This is a genomic window from Azospirillum sp. B2RO_4 (assembly GCF_051124815.1).
Lineage (GTDB): Bacteria > Pseudomonadota > Alphaproteobacteria > Azospirillales > Azospirillaceae > Azospirillum.
Genome location: NZ_CP118485.1, coordinates 968,759 through 986,214, shown reverse-complemented (window position 1 = coordinate 986,214; position 17,456 = coordinate 968,759). Strand labels below are relative to the sequence as shown.

Genomic DNA, 17,456 nt, shown 5'->3' with positions numbered 1-17,456 from the left:
GGGTGAGAGGGGTGCGCGTCGGGACTTCGAGGGGGGGTTCGGCATGTGCGTCCCCCTCACCCAGCCCTCTCCCCGGGGGGGGGAGAGGGTATCCGGGGCGGGAGAGGGCTTCTCAGGTTACCTTCGCCCTGGTCCGCTTCACCGTCGTGGGCGGGGGGGCGTCGCCGGTGGGGTCGTCGAGCGCGCTCAGCAGGCGTTCCTTGATCTTCGCCAGCTTGCCCTCGTGCGTCACCTTCAGGCCGAAGACGTCCTTCACATAGAAGACGTCGATGGCCTTTTCGCCGAAGGTGGAGACCTTGGCCGAGCTGATCTGCAGGGTCAGGTTCGACAGCGCGCGGGTCAGGTCGTAGAGCAGGCCGGGACGGTCGCGGCCGTTCACCTCGATCACCGTGTGGGTGGTCGACGCGTTGTTGTCGATCAGCACGCGCGGCGGCACATGGAAGACGCGGGTGCGGCTGGCCTGGGCGGTGCGGCGGGTCGACAGGTCGTTCAGCGGCTTCAGTTGGCCCGACAGCACCTTCTCGATCATCACCGACAGCCGGGCAAGCTTGTCGCCGCTCTCGAACGCACCGCCGGCGGCGGCGTCCTGGACCGAGAAGACGTCGAGCGCCATGCCGTTGGTCATGGTGAAGATGCGGGCATCGACGATGTCGGCGCCACAGGCGGCCAGCGCCCCGGCAAGGCGGGAGAACAGGCCGCTGTGGTCGGTGGCGTAGATCGTCACCTCCGTCACCGCCCGGCCGCGGTCGACGCGGGTCTCCACCGTCAGCGGGCGCTGTTCCCGCTCCGCTTCGCGGACGAGGCGGGCCTGATGGGCCAGCGTGTCGGTGTCGAAGGCCAGCCAATAGCCGGGATAGCCGAGGCTCTTGTGACGCTCGAAGGCCTCCTCGTCGAAGTCGGTCAGCTCGGCGCGGAGAGCGGCCTGGGCCGACTGGATGCGCCGGCCGCGGCCCTCGACCGTCATGCCGCCGGACATCAGCTCTTCGGAACGGTTGTAGAGCTCGCGGAGCAGCGTGGCCTTCCAGTTGTTCCAACGCTGGGGACCGACGGCGCGGATGTCGGCCACCGTCAGCACCAGCAGCAGGCGCAGGCGTTCCGGCGACTGGACCAGCGCCACGAAGTCGCGGACGGTCTTGTCGTCCTCCAGATCGCGCTTGAAGGCGGTGTGCGACATGGCGAGGTGCCAGCGCACCAGCCACGCCACCGTTTCCGTCTCCTCAGCCGTCAGGCCCAGGCGGGGGCAGAGCTTCTCGGCGACGCGGGCGCCCAGCACCGAATGGTCGCCGCCGCGCCCCTTGGCGATGTCGTGCAGCAGCACGGCGACGTAGAGCGCCCGCTTGGAGACGACCTTGTGGATCACCTCGGTCGACAGCGGCAGCTCGTCGGCATGCTCGCGGGACGCGATCTTGTGCAGGATGCCGAGAGCGAACAGCGTGTGCTCGTCCACCGTGTAGACATGGTACATGTCATACTGCATCTGCGCGACCACCCGGCCGAAGTCGGGGATGAAGCGGGCCATCACCCCGGCCTCGTTCATGCGGCGAAGCGTGATTTCCGGATCCTTCGGCCCGGTCAGGATGTCGAGGAAGAGGCGGTTGGCCTCCGGATCGTTGCGCAGCTTCGGGCCGATGGCGGTCAGCGACCGGGTGATGGAGCGCAGCGCCGCCGGGTGGATGTCAATGTCGTTCATCTGCGCGGTGTGGAACAGGCGGATCATGTCGATCGGCTGTTCCTTGAACTGCTTGTCGCTGCGGGCGTTCAGCCGCTCGCCGTCGACGATGAAGCCGTCCACATCCTTGCGCCGGGCGACGGAGGCCAGACGCAGCAGGTTGAACTTGGGCGGGCGCTTCGACTCGGCTTCCAGCGCCGCGCAGAAGATGCGCGTCAGGTCGCCGACATCCTTGGCGACCAGGAAGTAATGCTTCATGAAGCGCTCGACGCCCTTGGTGCCGGCATGGTCTGTGTAGCCCATGGCGGCGCCGATGCTGGTCTGGACGTCGAAGGTCAGGCGGTCTTCCAGACGGCCGGTCAGGTAATGCAGGTGGCAGCGCGCCGTCCACAGGAAGTTCTGCGCCTTGGCGAAGCGCTGCGCCTCCTCCGGCATCAGCACCTTCTTGCCGACCAGTTCATCCACGCCCTCGACGCGGTAGAGATATTTGGCGATCCAGAACAGGGTCTGCAGGTCGCGCAGGCCGCCCTTGCCGTCCTTCAGGTTGGGTTCCAGCACATAGCGGCTGTCGCCCATTTTCTGGTGACGGTTGTCACGCTCCGCCAGCTTGGCCTCGACGAATTCGGGACCGGTGCCGGCCACCACCTCCTTGTCGTAGCGCTTGCGCAGTTCGGCGAACAGCTTGCCCGGACCCCAGAGATAGCGGGATTCCAAAATGGCGGTGCGGATGGTGACGTCGGCCTTGGACTGGCGGATGCAGTCGTCGACGCTGCGCACGGCATGGCCGACCTTCAGCCCCAGATCCCACAGGATGTAGAGCATGTATTCGACCACCTGTTCCACCCGCGGCGTGCGCTTGTAGGGCAGCAGGAACAAGAGGTCGATGTCGGAGAAGGGCGCCAGCTCGCCACGGCCGTAGCCGCCGGTGGCCGCCACGTCGAACACCTCGCCGGAGGTCGGGTTGGCGGTGGGGAAGATGAAGCGGACGGTGAAGTCGGCCAGCGTGCCGACCAGCCGGTCGGCGAGATAGCAGTTCTCCCGCACGCACTGCTCGCCCGAGCCGCCGGCATCGAAACGTTGCCGCACCTCCGCCCGGCCTTCGGCCAGCGCCTTGCGCAGGCAGGCGATCAGCGCCGGGCGCAGCTTGTCGCCGGTGCCGTGTTCGGCGACCAGATCCTCCAGTTCCCCCGCCAGCTTGCGGCGGGAGATGATGGCGCGCTTGTTCGGAATGGCGGGCGCGGGCGACTCGGGCGGGGGCGGCGCCTTGGAGCGGGACAGCATCGGTTGGGGAAAACCTCGGCTTTCGGGGCGGCTTTCGGGGCGGCGATCAGGTGAACCCGACCGGGTGCGACGGCCGCACTATAGCGGTAAAGCCTTCAGGTAGCACGCCCGCACTGGAAAACCAGTGCGCGCGGCCTGCTTGTGCCTGTGGTTGTGACGGCCGTCACAGCGGTTGCGACTTTGCAGGGCCAGAGTGATCCCATACGGAACGCATTGCGGGAGATGGGCCATGACCGGCCGGAAGACCACGGAGCGTGCGGCGGGGGACGCTTTGGTGAAAGGGCGGCGGGAGCTGGCGGCGCTGAACGACGCGCTGACGCTGGCCGAACGTGGGCTGGGCCGGCAGACCACGGCGGCGCTGATGGCGCGTCTGCTGCGCGTCGCGGCGATGTTCCCGCGGTCGGTGGACGACACGCTGATGTGGCAGGTGACCGACCTCGTCACCGGCGACGACGTGTCGGACACGGTGAAGCTGTCGCTGATCCGCATGGGCTGGGCGTCCATCGTCCAGGCGCAGTACCGGGCGCACGGGCTGCGGATGGTTGAGCGGCGGCAGGTGGAGCGGGCGCAGGCGGCGTGAAGACGTCGTTGCGACGGCTGCCCCCTCGTGCGTTTTGCCCCCTCCCCATCCCTCCCCCGCTTCGCGGGAGAGGGGGTAGAACGCTTGCTGGGGTTATGTCGTGGACAGCGGCAGTCCCCTCTCCCGCGGAACGCGGGGGAGGGTTAGGGAGGGGGCAAAAGCGCGAGGGGGCAGACAGTCCCCGAATTAAGCCTCCCGCACGCTCACATGCACGTTCGCCCCGCCCTCGCGCTCCAGCAGCGCGGCGGCCTGGGCTTCCTGTTCCGGCGTGTCGATGCGCACCCACAGGATGACGCCGCCGGCCTCCAGCGCGCGGGTGAACTCGTCGGGCTTGGGGTGGCTGGTCAGTTCGTCCAGATAGTCCTTGATCGCCGCACCGCCGACGCCGGCCGCGACCAACGCCGCCAGCGCGGCCTCGATCGGGCCGCCGACGATGGCGATCAGGCCGGCGGTGGTCAGGGGAAAGGCGTATTTCAGCTCGCCCACCAGACCGGTCAGCGCCTCGTCGCGCGGCTGGCCCTTCGGATTCGCGGCGTCCAGCGAGGCGTGGCTGGCGAGCACCGACAGGTCGGCGCGGTCGAAGCCGGCCGCCAGCAGTGCCTCCACCGCCCGGTCGAAACCGGCGCGGGTGGAGAAGAGAGCAACGACCTCCCGCACCTCGGCGGGTACGGTTTCCCCGGTCATTTGCGTCATGATGGCCGTCTCCCTATTATTTCTCAGCTTGCCCTATTGTAGCGACCGGCGGCGCGCGCCCGTCAACCGCAACAGGGACGCAGGCACGAGTCGTTCGTGCGCGCCCTATTGTCCCATGCTCCGACATCCGGCCTATCCCGCGGCCGCATATCCCGTGCTACGGTGCGCCCCCGATAGAACCCCCATCCAAGGCCCCGTGGTTCCCGTGTCCGACACCGCAGAAATCGTCATTCCGCCCGACGCCACGCCGATGATGGCGCAGTATCTGGAGATCAAGCAGGCGCATCCCGATTGCCTGCTGTTCTACCGGATGGGCGACTTCTACGAGATGTTCTTCGAGGATGCGGTGAATGCCGCGGCGGCGCTGGACATCGCGTTGACCAAGCGCGGCCAGCATCTGGGCGAAGACATCCCGATGTGCGGCGTGCCGGTGCATTCCCACGAGAATTACCTGCAGCGCCTGATCCGCCAGGGCTTCCGCGTCGCCATCTGCGAACAGATGGAAGACCCGGCGGAGGCGAAGAAGCGCGGGTCGAAATCGGTGGTGAAGCGCGGCGTCATCCGCATCGTCACCCCCGGCACCCTGACCGAGGACAGTTTGCTCGACGCCCGCTCCTCCAACTGGCTGGCGGCGGTGGCGGAGACGGCGGGCGGGCTGGGGCTGGCCTGGCTGGAGATGTCGACCGGTGAGCTGGTGGTGCAGCCGGTGGAGCGCACCGGGCAAGGGACGTCCCTGGGCGCTGCGCTCGGGCGGCTCGATCCGCAGGAAGTGCTGATCTCGGAGAAGCTGAGCCAGACGCCCGAGTTGTTCGAACTGTGGGCGGACTGGAAGTCGCGGCTGACCGTGCAGCCCAACCCGCGATTCGACAGCGAGAACGGCAAGCAGCGCCTGCTGAGCCAGTATGGAGTCGGCACGCTCGACGCCTTCGGCAATTTCAGCCGGGCGGAGGTCGCGGCGGCGGGTGCGCTGGTTGGCTATGTCGAGCTGACGCAGAAGGGGCGCGTGCCCCGGCTGTCGCCGCCGCGCCGGCTGGGCCCGGGGGCGGTGATGGAGATCGACGCCTCCACCGCGCGCAATCTGGAACTGACGCGGACGCTGAGCGGGGAACGACGGGGCAGCCTGCTCGCCACCATCGACCGCACGGTGACGGGGGCCGGCGCCCGGCTGCTCTGCGCCCATCTGGCGGCGCCGCTGACCGATCCGGCCGCCATCGCCCGCCGGCTGGACATGGTGGAGTTCGCGCTGGCCGAGGAGCGGCTGCGCGGTGAGCTGCGCGGCGCCTTGCGGAGCTGTCCCGATCTGGAACGGGCACTGTCGCGGCTGACGCTGGGACGCGGGGGTCCGCGCGATCTGGCGGCGATCCGCGACGGGCTGCGGCAGGCCGGGCTGATCCGCGAGCTGCTGGCAGGATCCATGCCGCTGCCGGACGGGCTGGCGGCGCTCGACAAGCGGCTGGGCGCGCATTCGGAACTGGTGGACCAGTTGACCCAGGCGCTGGCGCCGGAGCTGCCGCTGCTGGCGCGCGACGGCGGCTTCATCGCGCGCGACTACAGCTATGCGCTGGACGAGCTGGTGACGCTGCGCGACGAGAGCCGGCGGCTGATCGCCGGGCTGCAGACGAAATACGCCGAGATCGCCGGGGTACCCTCGCTGAAGGTCAAGCACAACAATGTGCTGGGCTATCACATCGAGGTCACCGCCGCCCATGCCGACAAGCTGATGTCGGACCGGGGCCGCGAGGTCTTCATGCACCGGCAGACCATGGCGAACGCCGTGCGCTTCGGCACGGTCGAGCTGTCGGACCTGGAGCGGCGGATCTCGGAGGCGGCCGACCGGGCGCTGGCGGTGGAGCTGGAGCTGTTCGGCGGGCTGGTGGAGGCGGTGGCGGCGAAGGCCGACGCCATCGCCCAGGCGGCGCACGCGCTGGCGGCGCTGGACGTCGCCACCTCGCTGGCCGAACTGGCGGAGGAACGGCGCTACAGCCGGCCGCTGGTCGATGACAGCCTGGGCTTCTCGATCAAGGGCGGGCGGCATCCGGTGGTGGAGGCGGTGCTGGACGCCGCCCATGGCGGGCCGTTCGTGGCCAACGACTGCGACCTTGCGCCGGACAACCGGCTGTGGCTGCTGACCGGCCCGAACATGGCCGGTAAATCGACCTTCCTGCGGCAGAATGCGCTGATCGCGGTGCTGGCGCAGATGGGCAGCTTCGTGCCGGCGGAGCAGGCGCATATCGGGGTGGTGGACCGGCTCTACAGCCGCGTCGGCGCCGCCGACGATCTGGCGCGCGGGCGCTCCACCTTCATGGTGGAGATGGTGGAGACGGCGGCGATCCTGAACCAGTCGGGCGCCCGGGCTCTGGTGATTTTGGACGAGATCGGGCGCGGCACGGCGACCTTCGACGGGCTGTCGATCGCCTGGGCCTGCGTCGAGCATCTGCACGACGTCAACCGCTGCCGGGCGCTGTTCGCCACGCATTACCACGAGCTGACGATGCTGGCGTCGAAGCTGCCGGCGCTGTCCTGCCACACCATGCGGATCAAGGAGTGGCAGGGCGACGTGGTGTTCCTGCACGAGGTGACGGCGGGGGCGGCGGATCGCAGCTACGGCATCCACGTCGCCAAGCTGGCCGGCCTGCCGCCGGCGGTGGTCGGGCGGGCGGACGAGGTGCTGAAGCTGCTGGAGTCCGGGGACCAGAACGCGACGATCCACCGGCTGGCGGAGGATCTGCCGCTGTTCAGCGCGGCACTGAAGCGGCCGGCGCCGAAGGTGGAGGCGGAGGTGCCGCCTGCGGGGCCGTCGGCGGTGGAAGAGGCGCTGGCGGGGATCGACCCGGACAGTCTGACGCCGCGGCAGGCGTTGGAGGAGCTGTACCGGTTGCGGGGGATGTTGAAGGGTTGAGGTTTTTTGGGGAGTGGTGGCGTCGGGTGCCCCCTCCCCATCCCTCCCCCGCTTCGCGGGAGAGGGGGTTGGAGCTTTGCGGGAGTGTAGCAAAGGAGCGGCGGCAGTCCCCTCTCCCGCGGAACGCGGGGGAGGGTTAGGGAGGGGGCATCGTCAACCGACGCCCCACCACACACTCACTGCGCCTGCACCAGTTCCCCATGCCGCTCGCAGCCGGCTTCGGCCAGTTCGACGAACGGCTCGGTCACGTCGTCGGGCTGGGCGACCTTCGTCGGGTCCTCGCCGGGGAAGGCCTGGGTGCGCAGCTTGCTCGCCACCACACCGGGGTCGATCAGGTTGACGCGCAGGGTCGAGCCGGAGACCTCCATCGCGTAGGTCTTCACGATCATCTCCAGCGCCGCCTTGCTGGCGCCGTAGGGCATCCAGTAATGATGCGGTGCCCTGGCGGCGGCCGAGGTGACGAAGATGGCGCGGCCCGTGCCCGACGCGCGCAGCAGCGGGTCCATCGAGCGGATCAGCCGGTAGTTGGCCGTCACGTTCAGGTCCATCACCCGCGACCACAGCTTCGGGTCATACTGGGCGACGGGGCCGAGCGCCTCCAGCGCGCCGGCATTGCCGACGACGACGTCCAGCTTGCCGAAGCGCTGGTAGAGCGCGTGGCCGAGCTGGTCGATCTTGTCGTAGTCGCGCAGATCCATCGGCACCAGGGTGGCCGACTGGCCGGAAATCTTCTGGATGGCGTCGTCGGTCTCCTCCAGCCCGCCGACGGTGCGGGCAACCAGGACCAGATGGGCGCCTTCGGCGGCGAAGCGCTTGGCGACGGCGGCGCCGATGCCGCGCGATGCACCGGTGACGAGGGCGATGCGGCCGGAGAGACGGGACATGGAAGTAGCCCTGGCGTTGGACGTGGACATGCCCTCTCCCGCCCCGGGAGAGGGAGGGGACCCGCGCCGAAGGCGTGGGGAGGGTGAGGGGTGGTCCAAGGAACCAGAAGCGCATGGCGCCTTGGAACACCCCTCACCCCTCCCAAGCTTCGCTTGGGCCCCTCCCCTCTCCCGGGGCGGGAGAGGGTGTTAACTCAGGCGCGGGAGGCGACGTTCGCCTCGACCGGCGGGCTTTCCAGCGCGTCGGTCAGCGGGATCGGGTAGTCGCCGGTGAAGCAGGCGTCGCAATAGCCGAGATTCTTCGGGTCGCGCCGCTCCTCGCCCATCGCGCGGTAGAGGCCGTCGAGCGAGATGAAGGCGAGGCTGTCGGCCTGGATGAACTCGCGCATCTGCTCCACCGTCATGCGGTGGGCCAACAGCTTGCCCTGCTCCGGGGTGTCGATGCCGTAGAAGCAGGGGTGCGAGGTCGGCGGGCTGGAGATGCGCATGTGCACTTCGGCGGCACCGGCGGCGCGGACCATCTCGACGATCTTCTTCGAGGTGGTGCCGCGGACGATGCTGTCGTCGACCAGCACGACGCGCTTGCCCTCGATCATCGCGCGGTTGGCGTTGTGCTTCAGCTTCACGCCGAGGTGGCGGATCTGGTCGGTCGGCTCGATGAAGGTGCGGCCGACATAGTGGTTGCGGATGATGCCGAGGTCGAACGGCACGCCGGCTTCCTGGGCGTAGCCCAGCGCCGCGGGCACGCCGCTGTCGGGGACGGGGACGATCACGTCGGCGGGCACGCCGGCCTCGCGGGCCAGTTCACGGCCGATGCGCTGGCGGGCCTGATAGACAGAGGTGCCCTCCATCACGCTGTCCGGACGGGCGAAGTAGATGTATTCGAAGATGCAGAGGCGGCGCTGCTGCGGCTGGAACGGGCGGAGGCTGTGGACGCCGCTGTCGTCGATGACGATCATCTCGCCCGGCTCGACGTCGCGGACATATTCGGCGCCGACGATGTCGAAGGCGCAGGTCTCGCTGGCCAGCAGATGGGTGTCGCCCAGTTTGCCCAGAACCAGCGGACGGACGCCGAGCGCATCACGCACGCCGATCACTTCCTTGGAGGTCAGCGCCACCAGGGAGAAGGCGCCCTCGACCTGCCGCACCGCCTCGATCAGGCGGTCGACCGGCGAACCGCCGCGGGCGGTCGCCATCAGATGGACGATCACCTCGGTGTCGGTGGAGGACTGGAACAGGCAGCCGCGACGGACCAGCTGGCGGCGCAGCGCCTGCGCGTTGGTCAGGTTGCCGTTGTGGGCCAGCGCGAAGCCGCCGAACTCGAAATCGGCGTAGAGCGGCTGGACGTTGCGGATCGAGGTGTCGCCGGTGGTGGCGTAGCGCACATGGCCGATGGAGCTGGCGCCCTTCAGCTTGGCGATGATCGCCTCGGAGCTGAAATGGTCGCCGACCAGACCCAGCGTGTGCTGCAGGTGGAAGCGCCCGCCGTCGAAGCTGACGATGCCCGCCGCCTCCTGCCCGCGGTGCTGCAGGGCGTGCAGGCCCAGCGCCGTGATGGCGCCCGCCTGCGGGTTGCCGTAGATGCCGAACACGCCGCACTCCTCGCGCAGCTTGTCGTCGTCGAACGGATGCGTCGTCAGCATCACCAGAAGTCCTTCGTCCAAGAGGCGCCCCAGGGCGCGTCAGCACATGCAACGGAAAGAAACGGTCCACAAACGTCGATAGCGCCGAAACCGAGCGGTCAAGCTCAGCGGGCGTTGTTCTGCATCAGCCTTTCAAGGTCGGCGCGGTCGCGGTCCTTATAACCGGTATCGGGCGCCTGCGCACCCCCGGTCTTCGCGGGGCTGGGCACCGGTGTCGACAGGCGGTCGAGCGCCTGCTTGGCCTCCATCGCCTGACGCGCACGGTCGCGCGCCATGTCCATCTGGCCGAGCCCTTCCCGACGCAGAGTCTCCGGCACGAAGGCGTAGAGCGTCTCGGCGCCGGCGGCCAGGAAGGGACGGGTCTTCGCCTGCTGCAGCCACACCGGCTGTTCGGCCGGGTTCGGCACCAGCCAGAGGAAGAACAGATAGGCGATGGACACCAGCACCCCGCCCTTCACCAGCCCGAAGGCGAAGCCCAGCGTGCGGTCGAGCGCCGACAGGGCGGACGCCTGTACCCCGCGCGACAGGCTGCGCCCCAGCAGCGACAGCACGATCAGCGCGACGATGAACACCGCAACCGCCGAGGCGGCGTAGGCCAGCATCTCGAACCGGATGTAGATCTGCGCGTAGGGAAGGACATGGGGCAGTGCGTAGAGCGTGACGATCGCCGCGCCGGCCCAGGCGAGGACCGACACCAGTTCAGCCACCAGCCCGCGGCTGAAGGCCAGCAGTGCGGCCAGAAGCACGACGGCGATGACGACGATGTCCACCGGATTGACGGGAAGGTTGTCCATGACCCTGTGCCGATTATTGGAGTGCCGGTTGAGAGAGGCGTTTGCAGCTTACGACCATTGCATTCCGAATGCCTCGGCCCCCCGAACAAGCCACGTCATTCCCGCGAAGGCGGGAATCCAACCGCTCCAGCGCGTCCGCCGGCGGGCTTCCTGGATCCCCGCCTTCGCGGGGATGACGGCCGTTCCTTGCGAAGACCATGATTTCAGACCGCAAATCCCGTGGTTCAGATGAATTCGTCGTCGCGCCAGCGGCGCGTGTCGTTGTCGTCGTGGGGACGACGCGAGGGCGGCCGGCCGGAGGAGCCTTGCGGCTGGAACAGCGGCATCAGCTCGCCCAGTTGCTGGAGTTCGACCGTCTTCAGGCCGTTGTCGCCGCGGCCGCCCTTCTTGCCGGTGCGGCGCGCCGGGAAGATGGCGGAGGTGAAGCCGAGCTTCGCCGCCTCCTTCAGGCGCGTGTCGCTCTGGCCGACGGCTCGGACCTCGCCCGACAGGCCGATCTCGCCGAACACCACGGCGTCGGCCGGCACCGGCTCCCCGGTCAGGGAGGAGACGAGAGCGGCGGCGACGGCGAGGTCGGCGGCGGGTTCGGTGATGCGCAGGCCGCCGGCGACGTTGAGGTAGACGTCGTTGGCGCCGATCTGCACGCCGCAGCGCGCCTCCAGCACCGCCAGCACCATGGCGAGGCGGGCGGAGTCCCAGCCGACCACGGCGCGGCGCGGCGTGCCGAGCGGCGACGGGGCGACCAGCGCCTGCACCTCGACCAGGACGGGGCGGGTGCCCTCCATCCCGGCGAAGACGGCGGCGCCGGACACGTCGCCGCGCCGTTCGGCGAGGAACAGGGCGGACGGGTTGGCGACCTCGCCGAGGCCGGCGTCGCCCATCTCGAACACGCCGATCTCGTCGGTCGGGCCGAAGCGGTTCTTGACGGCGCGCAGGATGCGGAACTGGTGGCCGCGCTCGCCTTCGAAATAGAGGACGGTGTCCACCATGTGCTCCAGCACGCGGGGACCGGCGATCATGCCTTCCTTGGTGACATGGCCGACCAGAAGCAGGACGACGCCGCGCCGCTTGGCGATGCGGATCAACTCCTGCGCGCTGGCGCGGACCTGGGCGACGGTGCCGGGGGCGCTGTCCAGATTGTCCATATACATGGTCTGGATCGAATCGATGACGATCACCTCCGGCCCCTTGGCGTCGTCGAGCGAGGCGACGATGTCGCGCACGCTGGTGGCCGACGCCAGATCGACGGGGGCGGTGGCGCAGCCGAGGCGCTGGGCGCGCAGGCGGACCTGATCGACCGCCTCCTCGCCCGAGACATAGGCGCAGCGGTGGTCCTGCGACAGCCGGGCCATCGCCTGGAGCAGAAGGGTCGATTTGCCGATGCCGGGATCGCCGCCGATCAGGATGGCCGAGCCGGGAACCAGCCCGCCGCCGCAGACGCGGTCGAACTCGGCGATGCCGGTCATGCGCCGCGGCGGCGCCTCGCTGGATCCGTGCAGGCCGACGAAGTCGATGCGGCGGCCACGGGCGCTGCCCAGCCCCTTGGGCGCGCTGTCGGGCGCAGCCTCCTCGACGAGGCTGTTCCATTCGCCGCAGGCGTCGCACTTGCCCGCCCATTTCGGGTAGGAGGCGCCGCAGGCCTGACAGACATATCGGGTGGTGGGCTTCGCCAAAGGTCTGGTAGTCCGATGGGGATAGGGCCCGCCACATATAGCAAGATGCCCCGCCGAATCCTACGTTTGCAGGGGTGGAATGCAGGAGCTTTTTTCGGACCCCCGGCGTGATAGGTTGCTTGCGGTTTGCTCATCGACGAGACGATCTGAGGATGGAGTCCCCTCTCCCCCCCGGGGAGAGGGTTAGGGTGAGGGGGTCGCGCGGCGGCCCTTTACCGAGAATCCACCCTGTGCATCCCCCTCACCCCAACCCTCTCCCCGGGGGGGAGAGGGGGAAGGAACGAAAACAGGAATTACGTGACGGATGACGGTGTGATGGACAGGGAAGGCAAGCGGATCGTGCTGCACGGTCCGGAGGGGTTCGAGGCGGTGCGGAAGGCCTGCCGGCTGGCGGCCGAGACGCTGGACTATATCGGGCCCTTCGTGGTGCCGGGGGTCAGCACCGGGAAGCTCGACACGCTGATCGAGGAATTCCAGCGCGACCGCGGCGGCATTCCGGCGACGCTAGGCTATCAGGGCTATCCGGCCAGCAGCTGCATCTCGCCCAACCACGTCGTCAACCACGGCATCCCAAGCGACGACAAGAAGCTGGTGGAAGGCGACATCGTCAACATCGACGTCACGGTGATCCTCGACGGCTGGTACGGCGACAGCAGCCGCATGTATTTCGTCGGCGAGAAGATCGGGGTGAAGGCGCGCAAGCTGGTCGACCTGACCTATCGCTGCATGATGGCCGGCATCGCCCAGGCCAAGCCGGGCAACCATCTGGGCGACATCGGCCATGCCATCCAGACGATGGCGGAGGCGGCGCGCTGTTCGGTGGTGCGCGATTTCGGCGGGCACGGCATCGGGCAGGTCTTCCACGGCGCCCCCCATGTCGACCATTTCGGCAAGCCCGGCACCGGCGTGGAGCTGCGCCCCGGCATGATCTTCACGGTGGAGCCGATGATCAACGCCGGCCGGCCGGAGGTGAAGATCCTGTCCGACGGTTGGACCACGGTCACCCGCGACCGCTCGCTGTCGGCACAGTTCGAGCACCAGATCGGCATCACCGAGGACGGCTGCGAGATCTTCACCCTCTCCCCCGCCGGCTTCACCCAACCTCCCTATGGGAACGCCGCATGAGCGACGACCAGAAGCCGTGGGAGGTGCTGGGCAGCCGCGACCTGCTCGACGCCAGCCCGTACCTGAAGGTGCGGGCGGAGACGGTGCGGCTGCCGGACGGGCGGACGGTGGAGAATTTCTACCAGCTCGACCAGCCCGACTTCGCCCTGATGTATGTCGAGACCGAGGACGGCAAGGTCGTCATGCTGCGCACCTACAAGCATGGGGCGCGGCGGGTCAGCCTGACCTTCCCGGCCGGCGCCATCGACCCCGGCGAGGAGCCGCTGGAGGCCGCGAAGCGCGAGCTTCTGGAGGAGACCGGCTATGCCGCCGAGGACTGGACGGCGCTAGGCGGATTCGTGGTAGGGGCGAACTCCAAGGGCAGCACCTGCCACATGTTCCACGCCAAAGGCGCCCGCAAGGTCGCGGAGCCCGATCATGGTGATCTGGAGGACATGCGGATCGAGCTGCACAGTGCGCGCGAGCTGATCGACGCGGCGGCGCGCGGCGATTACGCGGTGCTGCCGGTGATCGCCATGCTGGGGGCGATGCTGATGCCCGAACTGCGCGAGGGGCTGGGCATGGCGGCGCGGTCGCGGTCGGTGTAAAAAGTCAGGGCGACCTTTCACCGACCGGGAGGGCGGGCATGGCCCTGCGCAAACAGCGCCGGATGACGCTTGACGAGTTTCTCGCCTGGGAGGAGCGGCAGGATGGCCGCCACGAATTCCTCCAGGGCGAGATCGTCGCCATGGTCGGCGGGACGGTCGCCCACAACCAGATCTCCGGCAATATCTACGCCGCCTTGCGCGCGGCGTTGCGCGGGTCGCCCTGCCGGGTGTTTCAGGAGACGATGCGGATCCTCGCCGACGAGTCGGTGTTCTATCCGGACGTCTTCGTCACCTGCGCCGCGCTGGACGACCGCGACCGGCTGGCGACCGAGCCGACGGTGATCATCGAAGTGCTGTCGGACAGCACGTCGAGCTACGACCACACCACCAAGAGCGCCGCCTACCGCACCCTGCCCTCGCTGTCCCAATATGTGCTGGTCCATCAGCGCGTGGCGGTGGTCGAGAGCTTCCGGCGCGCGGGCGACGGCTGGACGCATGAGCTGATCTCCGGGCCGGAGGGCGCGCTGTTGATCCCGGCGCTGGAGGTGACGCTGCCGCTGCCCACGATCTATGAGGACACGCGGGTGACCTTCGACCTGACCATCCATATGGGCGACACCGACGATGCCTGAACACGCCTTGTCCGCCGAGCGGCTGATCGAGTTGCTTGGGCTGCAGCCGCATCCGGAAGGGGGCTGCTACGTCGAGACCTATCGGGCGCCGGCGGATGGCGGGCGTGGGGCGGTCACGGCGATCTATTTCCTGCTGCGGGCGGGGGAGCGGTCGCATTGGCATGCGGTTGATGCCGTAGAGGTCTGGCTCTGGCATGGCGGGGCGCCGCTGGAGTTGTCGGTCTTCGAAGAGGGCGGGACGGTCGAGCGCCGCCGGCTGGGGATGGACATCGCCAGCGGCGAGCGGCCTCAGGCGGTGGTGCCGGTCGGGGCCTGGCAGGCGGCGCGCAGCCTCGCCGACGGGCCGGACGGCTGGTCGCTGGTGAGCTGCACCGTGGCGCCAGCCTTCGAGTTCGCCGGGTTCAGGATGGCGCCGGAGGGATGGGAACCGGGGCAGGATTCGTGAAGGGCGGATGATCGCCCGCCCTCCCCCGGCGTTCGGGCCGGGAGAGGGCGGGCGCGGGCGTTCAATGCTGCGCCTCAGCGCCCCTCAAACGAAGCCTTCATAGACCACCTCCGTCATCATCCCGGTCGCCATGTGCAGCAGGTTGTGGCAGTGCAACGGCCAGCGGCCGGGGTTGTCGGCGTCGAAGGCGACGGTCACGCTCGCCATCATCGGCACCAGAACGGTGTCGCGCACCGCGCCCGCCACCGGCCGGCCGTCGATCGCCACCACCTGGAAATGGTGGCCGTGCAGGTGCATGGGGTGCGCCATCATCGAGGCATTCTCGAAGGTCAGCTCCACCCGCTGGCCCTGGCGGACCAGCAGCGGCCGGTGCTGGCCGAAGGTGCGGCCGTCGAGGCTCCAGACATAGGGCATCATCGAGCCGGTCAGTTGCATCCGCCGCGTCTGGTCGGCCGCCCGTGCCGCCAGCGGAGTCACCGCAACCAGTTGCCGTTCCAGCGACAGGTCGAGCGCGTCGGTCTCCGCCTGCCCGGTGTCCGCGACCTTCTCCACCGCCGCGCCGGGGGTGGCGAGGATGATGCCGGTGCGCTGCACCGCCCCTTCGCGCAGGGCCAGGATCGGGAAGGCGCCGCCGCCGGCCGGCAGGGTCAGGCGGATGTCGAGCCGCTGCCCCATCGAAAGGCCGAAGCGGCTGCCCGCCACCGGACGTACCGGGTTGCCGTCGGCGGCGATCACCTGCCCGGTCAGCCGCCCGAGGTCGAGATGGAAGGCGGTGGAGGTGGCGCCATTGATGACGCGCAGCCGCACCCGCCCGCCCCGCTCCACCCGCACCACCTGCGGATCGGCAAGGGTGCGGTCGTTGGCGAGATAGGCGTCGTAATCAATGTCGTTCAGGTCCATCGCCATGCCGCCGGACATGCCGACCCTGTCATGGCCGTTGGGCTGGGGCATGGAGCCGTGATTCATGGCGCCATGGTCCATCTGGCCCGGACTCATCTGACCCGGACTCATCTGACCGTGATTCATGGCGCCGTGATCCATGGAACCCTGGTTCATGGCCCCCTGCCCCATGCCGCCAGTACCTTGCCCACCATGCCCGCCATGCGCCATTCCGGCGGACGGCCCGGCCACCGATGCCAGAAGCTCGGCCGGGTCGCGGAAGGTGAAGTCGTGCAGCAGGATGGTCATCTCCTGCTCGTCGGCGCGGAGGTCCTCGTCACTGCGGACCACCAGCGGGGCGGCCATCAGCAGCTGTTCCTGCAGCCCGTGATGGGAGTGCATCCAGTGGGTGCCGGTGCTCGGGGCGAAGTCGTAGCGCACCGTCAGGCCGTCGCGGATCGTCGGCCGGTTCCTGTCGGCGACGCCGTCCTGGACATAGGGCGGGGTCTGGCCGTGCCAGTGGATGATGGTGTCCTCCCCGGCCCGGTTCGTCAGGTCGACCAGGAAAGGCCGGCCGGGATCGAGGGCCAGCCCATGCGTGCCGTCGGGCTGGCGGATGCCGAACATGCTGGCAGACTTGCCGTTCACCTCCAGGGTGCGGCGCTCGACGGTCAAGCGGACGGCATCGCCGCCGGTTGGGGCGGCATCAGGAGCGGCGGCCAGGACCGAGCGGGGAAAGGCGGGCAACAGGGCGGCACAGCCGCCGGCCGCCGCCGTGGACAGCAGACGGCGGCGGGAAAGCGCGAGAGTCATGATGGACTCCGGATGATCGGGGGATTTGGGATGGAGGATGGCGCCGCTCATGACCGGCGGCGCATCGGCATCATCCCAGCCGGGGCGGCGGCAGAGCGGGGCGCAGGCCCAGCCCCTCGCGCAACGGCCCGGCGGCCCAGCCCAACTTGATCCCTGCCGATCCGAGCGGCGACGTCATCCCGGCACCGGGCAGCCCGACGGGCACGGCGGCGCAGGCCATGCCGGCACAGCAGGGCTGAACCGCATGGTGCGGACGGCCCGGCGCCGGCCGGCCATGGTCGACGCGGTTCGCGTCCGTCGCATGCGAATTGGTGTGCGACGTGACAGCGGCCGGTGAACCCGGCCGCTCGTGCGGGCACGCGGCGGTGGCGGCACCCGACCACAGCAGCAGGCCGAGCATCACGAGGACCAATGCCCCCGCGACACCACCCAGCCTCCGCATCCAGTCGGCGACGCGCATCGGCACCGCGCTGCTCCCGCTTGTTTTCAGCCTTTCCAGATAGGCCCTTGGACGAAGCCGGTCAACCACCCCCGACCGCCGGACAGACCCTCTACCCATTCGGTTCTAGGCGTTTTCCCGAGCATGGAACTGCAACACACCGCCCCTATATTGGCGCTCACCCGAAACCAGTCCGAACTCTTCCAGATGTCCGCCTCCGCCCGTCCGGCCAATATCCCGCACACCGCGACCCGCCAGCTGCATTGCGCCTGCTGCGGCCGTCCCTTCGTCCGTCCGTCCACGCGGGGACCGGCGCCGCTCTATTGCTCGGTGGATTGCCAGAAGCAGATGCGGGTCCGCACGCGGGTGTGGAGCCGGCGCGACGACGCCCCCTTCGGTTTGCGCCGCGCGTCCTAGTCT

At 69.0% G+C, this 17,456-nt stretch carries 15 protein-coding genes; 7 read left to right on the top strand and 8 right to left on the bottom strand.

The genetic code is table 11. The features are described from left to right. Window positions 1-112: 112 nt before the first annotated feature. Window positions 113-2,950 carry a [protein-PII] uridylyltransferase gene (locus tag PWS46_RS04560; protein ID WP_434618627.1) on the bottom strand — a complete coding sequence of 946 codons (2,838 nt, stop codon included), beginning with the start codon at window positions 2,948-2,950 and terminating at the stop codon, window positions 113-115. 229 nt (window positions 2,951-3,179) lie between these two features. On the opposite strand from PWS46_RS04560, the gene PWS46_RS04555 reads away from it, so the two are divergent. Beyond that, a complete protein-coding gene (locus tag PWS46_RS04555) occupies window positions 3,180-3,530 on the top strand; it encodes a hypothetical protein (protein ID WP_434618624.1) in 351 nt (116 codons plus the stop codon). A gap of 186 nt (window positions 3,531-3,716) precedes the next feature. Here the strand turns inward: PWS46_RS04555 and PWS46_RS04550 are convergent, their stop codons facing one another. Beyond that, on the bottom strand, window positions 3,717-4,223 hold the full coding sequence (locus PWS46_RS04550; RefSeq protein ID WP_434618621.1) for a hypothetical protein: 507 nt from the start codon (window positions 4,221-4,223) through the stop codon (window positions 3,717-3,719). A 250-nt stretch (window positions 4,224-4,473) separates the two neighbouring features. On the opposite strand from PWS46_RS04550, the gene mutS reads away from it, so the two are divergent. Beyond that, entirely contained in the window at window positions 4,474-7,122 is a 2,649-nt protein-coding gene (gene mutS, locus PWS46_RS04545) for a DNA mismatch repair protein MutS (protein ID WP_434619906.1), read from the top strand. A gap of 176 nt (window positions 7,123-7,298) precedes the next feature. Here the strand turns inward: mutS and PWS46_RS04540 are convergent, their stop codons facing one another. The 4 genes from PWS46_RS04540 to radA all read right to left on the bottom strand — a co-directional run bounded on the left by PWS46_RS04540 (window position 7,299) and on the right by radA (window position 12,116). Next, window positions 7,299-8,006, bottom strand: a complete 708-nt coding sequence (locus tag PWS46_RS04540) for an SDR family NAD(P)-dependent oxidoreductase (protein WP_434618618.1) — start codon at window positions 8,004-8,006, stop codon at window positions 7,299-7,301. Between the two features lie 194 nt (window positions 8,007-8,200). Further along, the gene (gene purF / locus PWS46_RS04535) at window positions 8,201-9,649 is read right to left on the bottom strand and encodes an amidophosphoribosyltransferase (protein WP_434618615.1); all 1,449 of its coding nucleotides are present in this window, start codon (window positions 9,647-9,649) and stop codon (window positions 8,201-8,203) included. A 104-nt stretch (window positions 9,650-9,753) separates the two neighbouring features. Continuing rightward, window positions 9,754-10,443 carry a CvpA family protein gene (locus PWS46_RS04530; protein WP_434618612.1) on the bottom strand — a complete coding sequence of 230 codons (690 nt, stop codon included), beginning with the start codon at window positions 10,441-10,443 and terminating at the stop codon, window positions 9,754-9,756. Between the two features lie 224 nt (window positions 10,444-10,667). Then, window positions 10,668-12,116 carry a DNA repair protein RadA gene (radA, locus tag PWS46_RS04525; RefSeq protein ID WP_434618610.1) on the bottom strand — a complete coding sequence of 483 codons (1,449 nt, stop codon included), beginning with the start codon at window positions 12,114-12,116 and terminating at the stop codon, window positions 10,668-10,670. Between the two features lie 315 nt (window positions 12,117-12,431). Here radA and map point away from each other — a divergent pair, with 315 nt between their 5' ends. The 4 genes from map to PWS46_RS04505 are packed head-to-tail and all read left to right on the top strand — an operon-like array spanning window position 12,432 to window position 14,905. Continuing rightward, window positions 12,432-13,241: a type I methionyl aminopeptidase gene (map, locus tag PWS46_RS04520; protein ID WP_434619903.1), complete on the top strand. Its 810-nt coding sequence runs from the start codon at window positions 12,432-12,434 to the stop codon at window positions 13,239-13,241. Then, complete coding sequence (locus PWS46_RS04515; protein ID WP_434618607.1) at window positions 13,238-13,828, top strand: NUDIX domain-containing protein; 591 nt, start codon at window positions 13,238-13,240, stop codon at window positions 13,826-13,828. The genes map and PWS46_RS04515 overlap by 4 nt, the downstream gene beginning before the upstream one ends. A 38-nt stretch (window positions 13,829-13,866) precedes the next feature. Beyond that, on the top strand, window positions 13,867-14,460 hold the full coding sequence (locus PWS46_RS04510) for a Uma2 family endonuclease (RefSeq protein ID WP_434618604.1): 594 nt from the start codon (window positions 13,867-13,869) through the stop codon (window positions 14,458-14,460). Further along, window positions 14,453-14,905: a cupin domain-containing protein gene (locus PWS46_RS04505; RefSeq protein WP_434618601.1), complete on the top strand. Its 453-nt coding sequence runs from the start codon at window positions 14,453-14,455 to the stop codon at window positions 14,903-14,905. Before PWS46_RS04510 ends, PWS46_RS04505 begins: the two co-directional genes overlap by 8 nt. A gap of 84 nt (window positions 14,906-14,989) precedes the next feature. Here the strand turns inward: PWS46_RS04505 and PWS46_RS04500 are convergent, their stop codons facing one another. Then, complete coding sequence (locus PWS46_RS04500) at window positions 14,990-16,597, bottom strand: multicopper oxidase family protein (protein WP_434618598.1); 1,608 nt, start codon at window positions 16,595-16,597, stop codon at window positions 14,990-14,992. A 70-nt stretch (window positions 16,598-16,667) separates the two neighbouring features. Next, window positions 16,668-17,063 (bottom strand): hypothetical protein, encoded by a 396-nt coding sequence (locus tag PWS46_RS04495; protein ID WP_434618596.1) that lies wholly within the window; start codon window positions 17,061-17,063, stop codon window positions 16,668-16,670. Between the two features lie 117 nt (window positions 17,064-17,180). On the opposite strand from PWS46_RS04495, the gene PWS46_RS04490 reads away from it, so the two are divergent. Next, a complete protein-coding gene (locus tag PWS46_RS04490; protein ID WP_434618593.1) occupies window positions 17,181-17,453 on the top strand; it encodes a hypothetical protein in 273 nt (90 codons plus the stop codon). Window positions 17,454-17,456 lie beyond the last annotated feature (3 nt).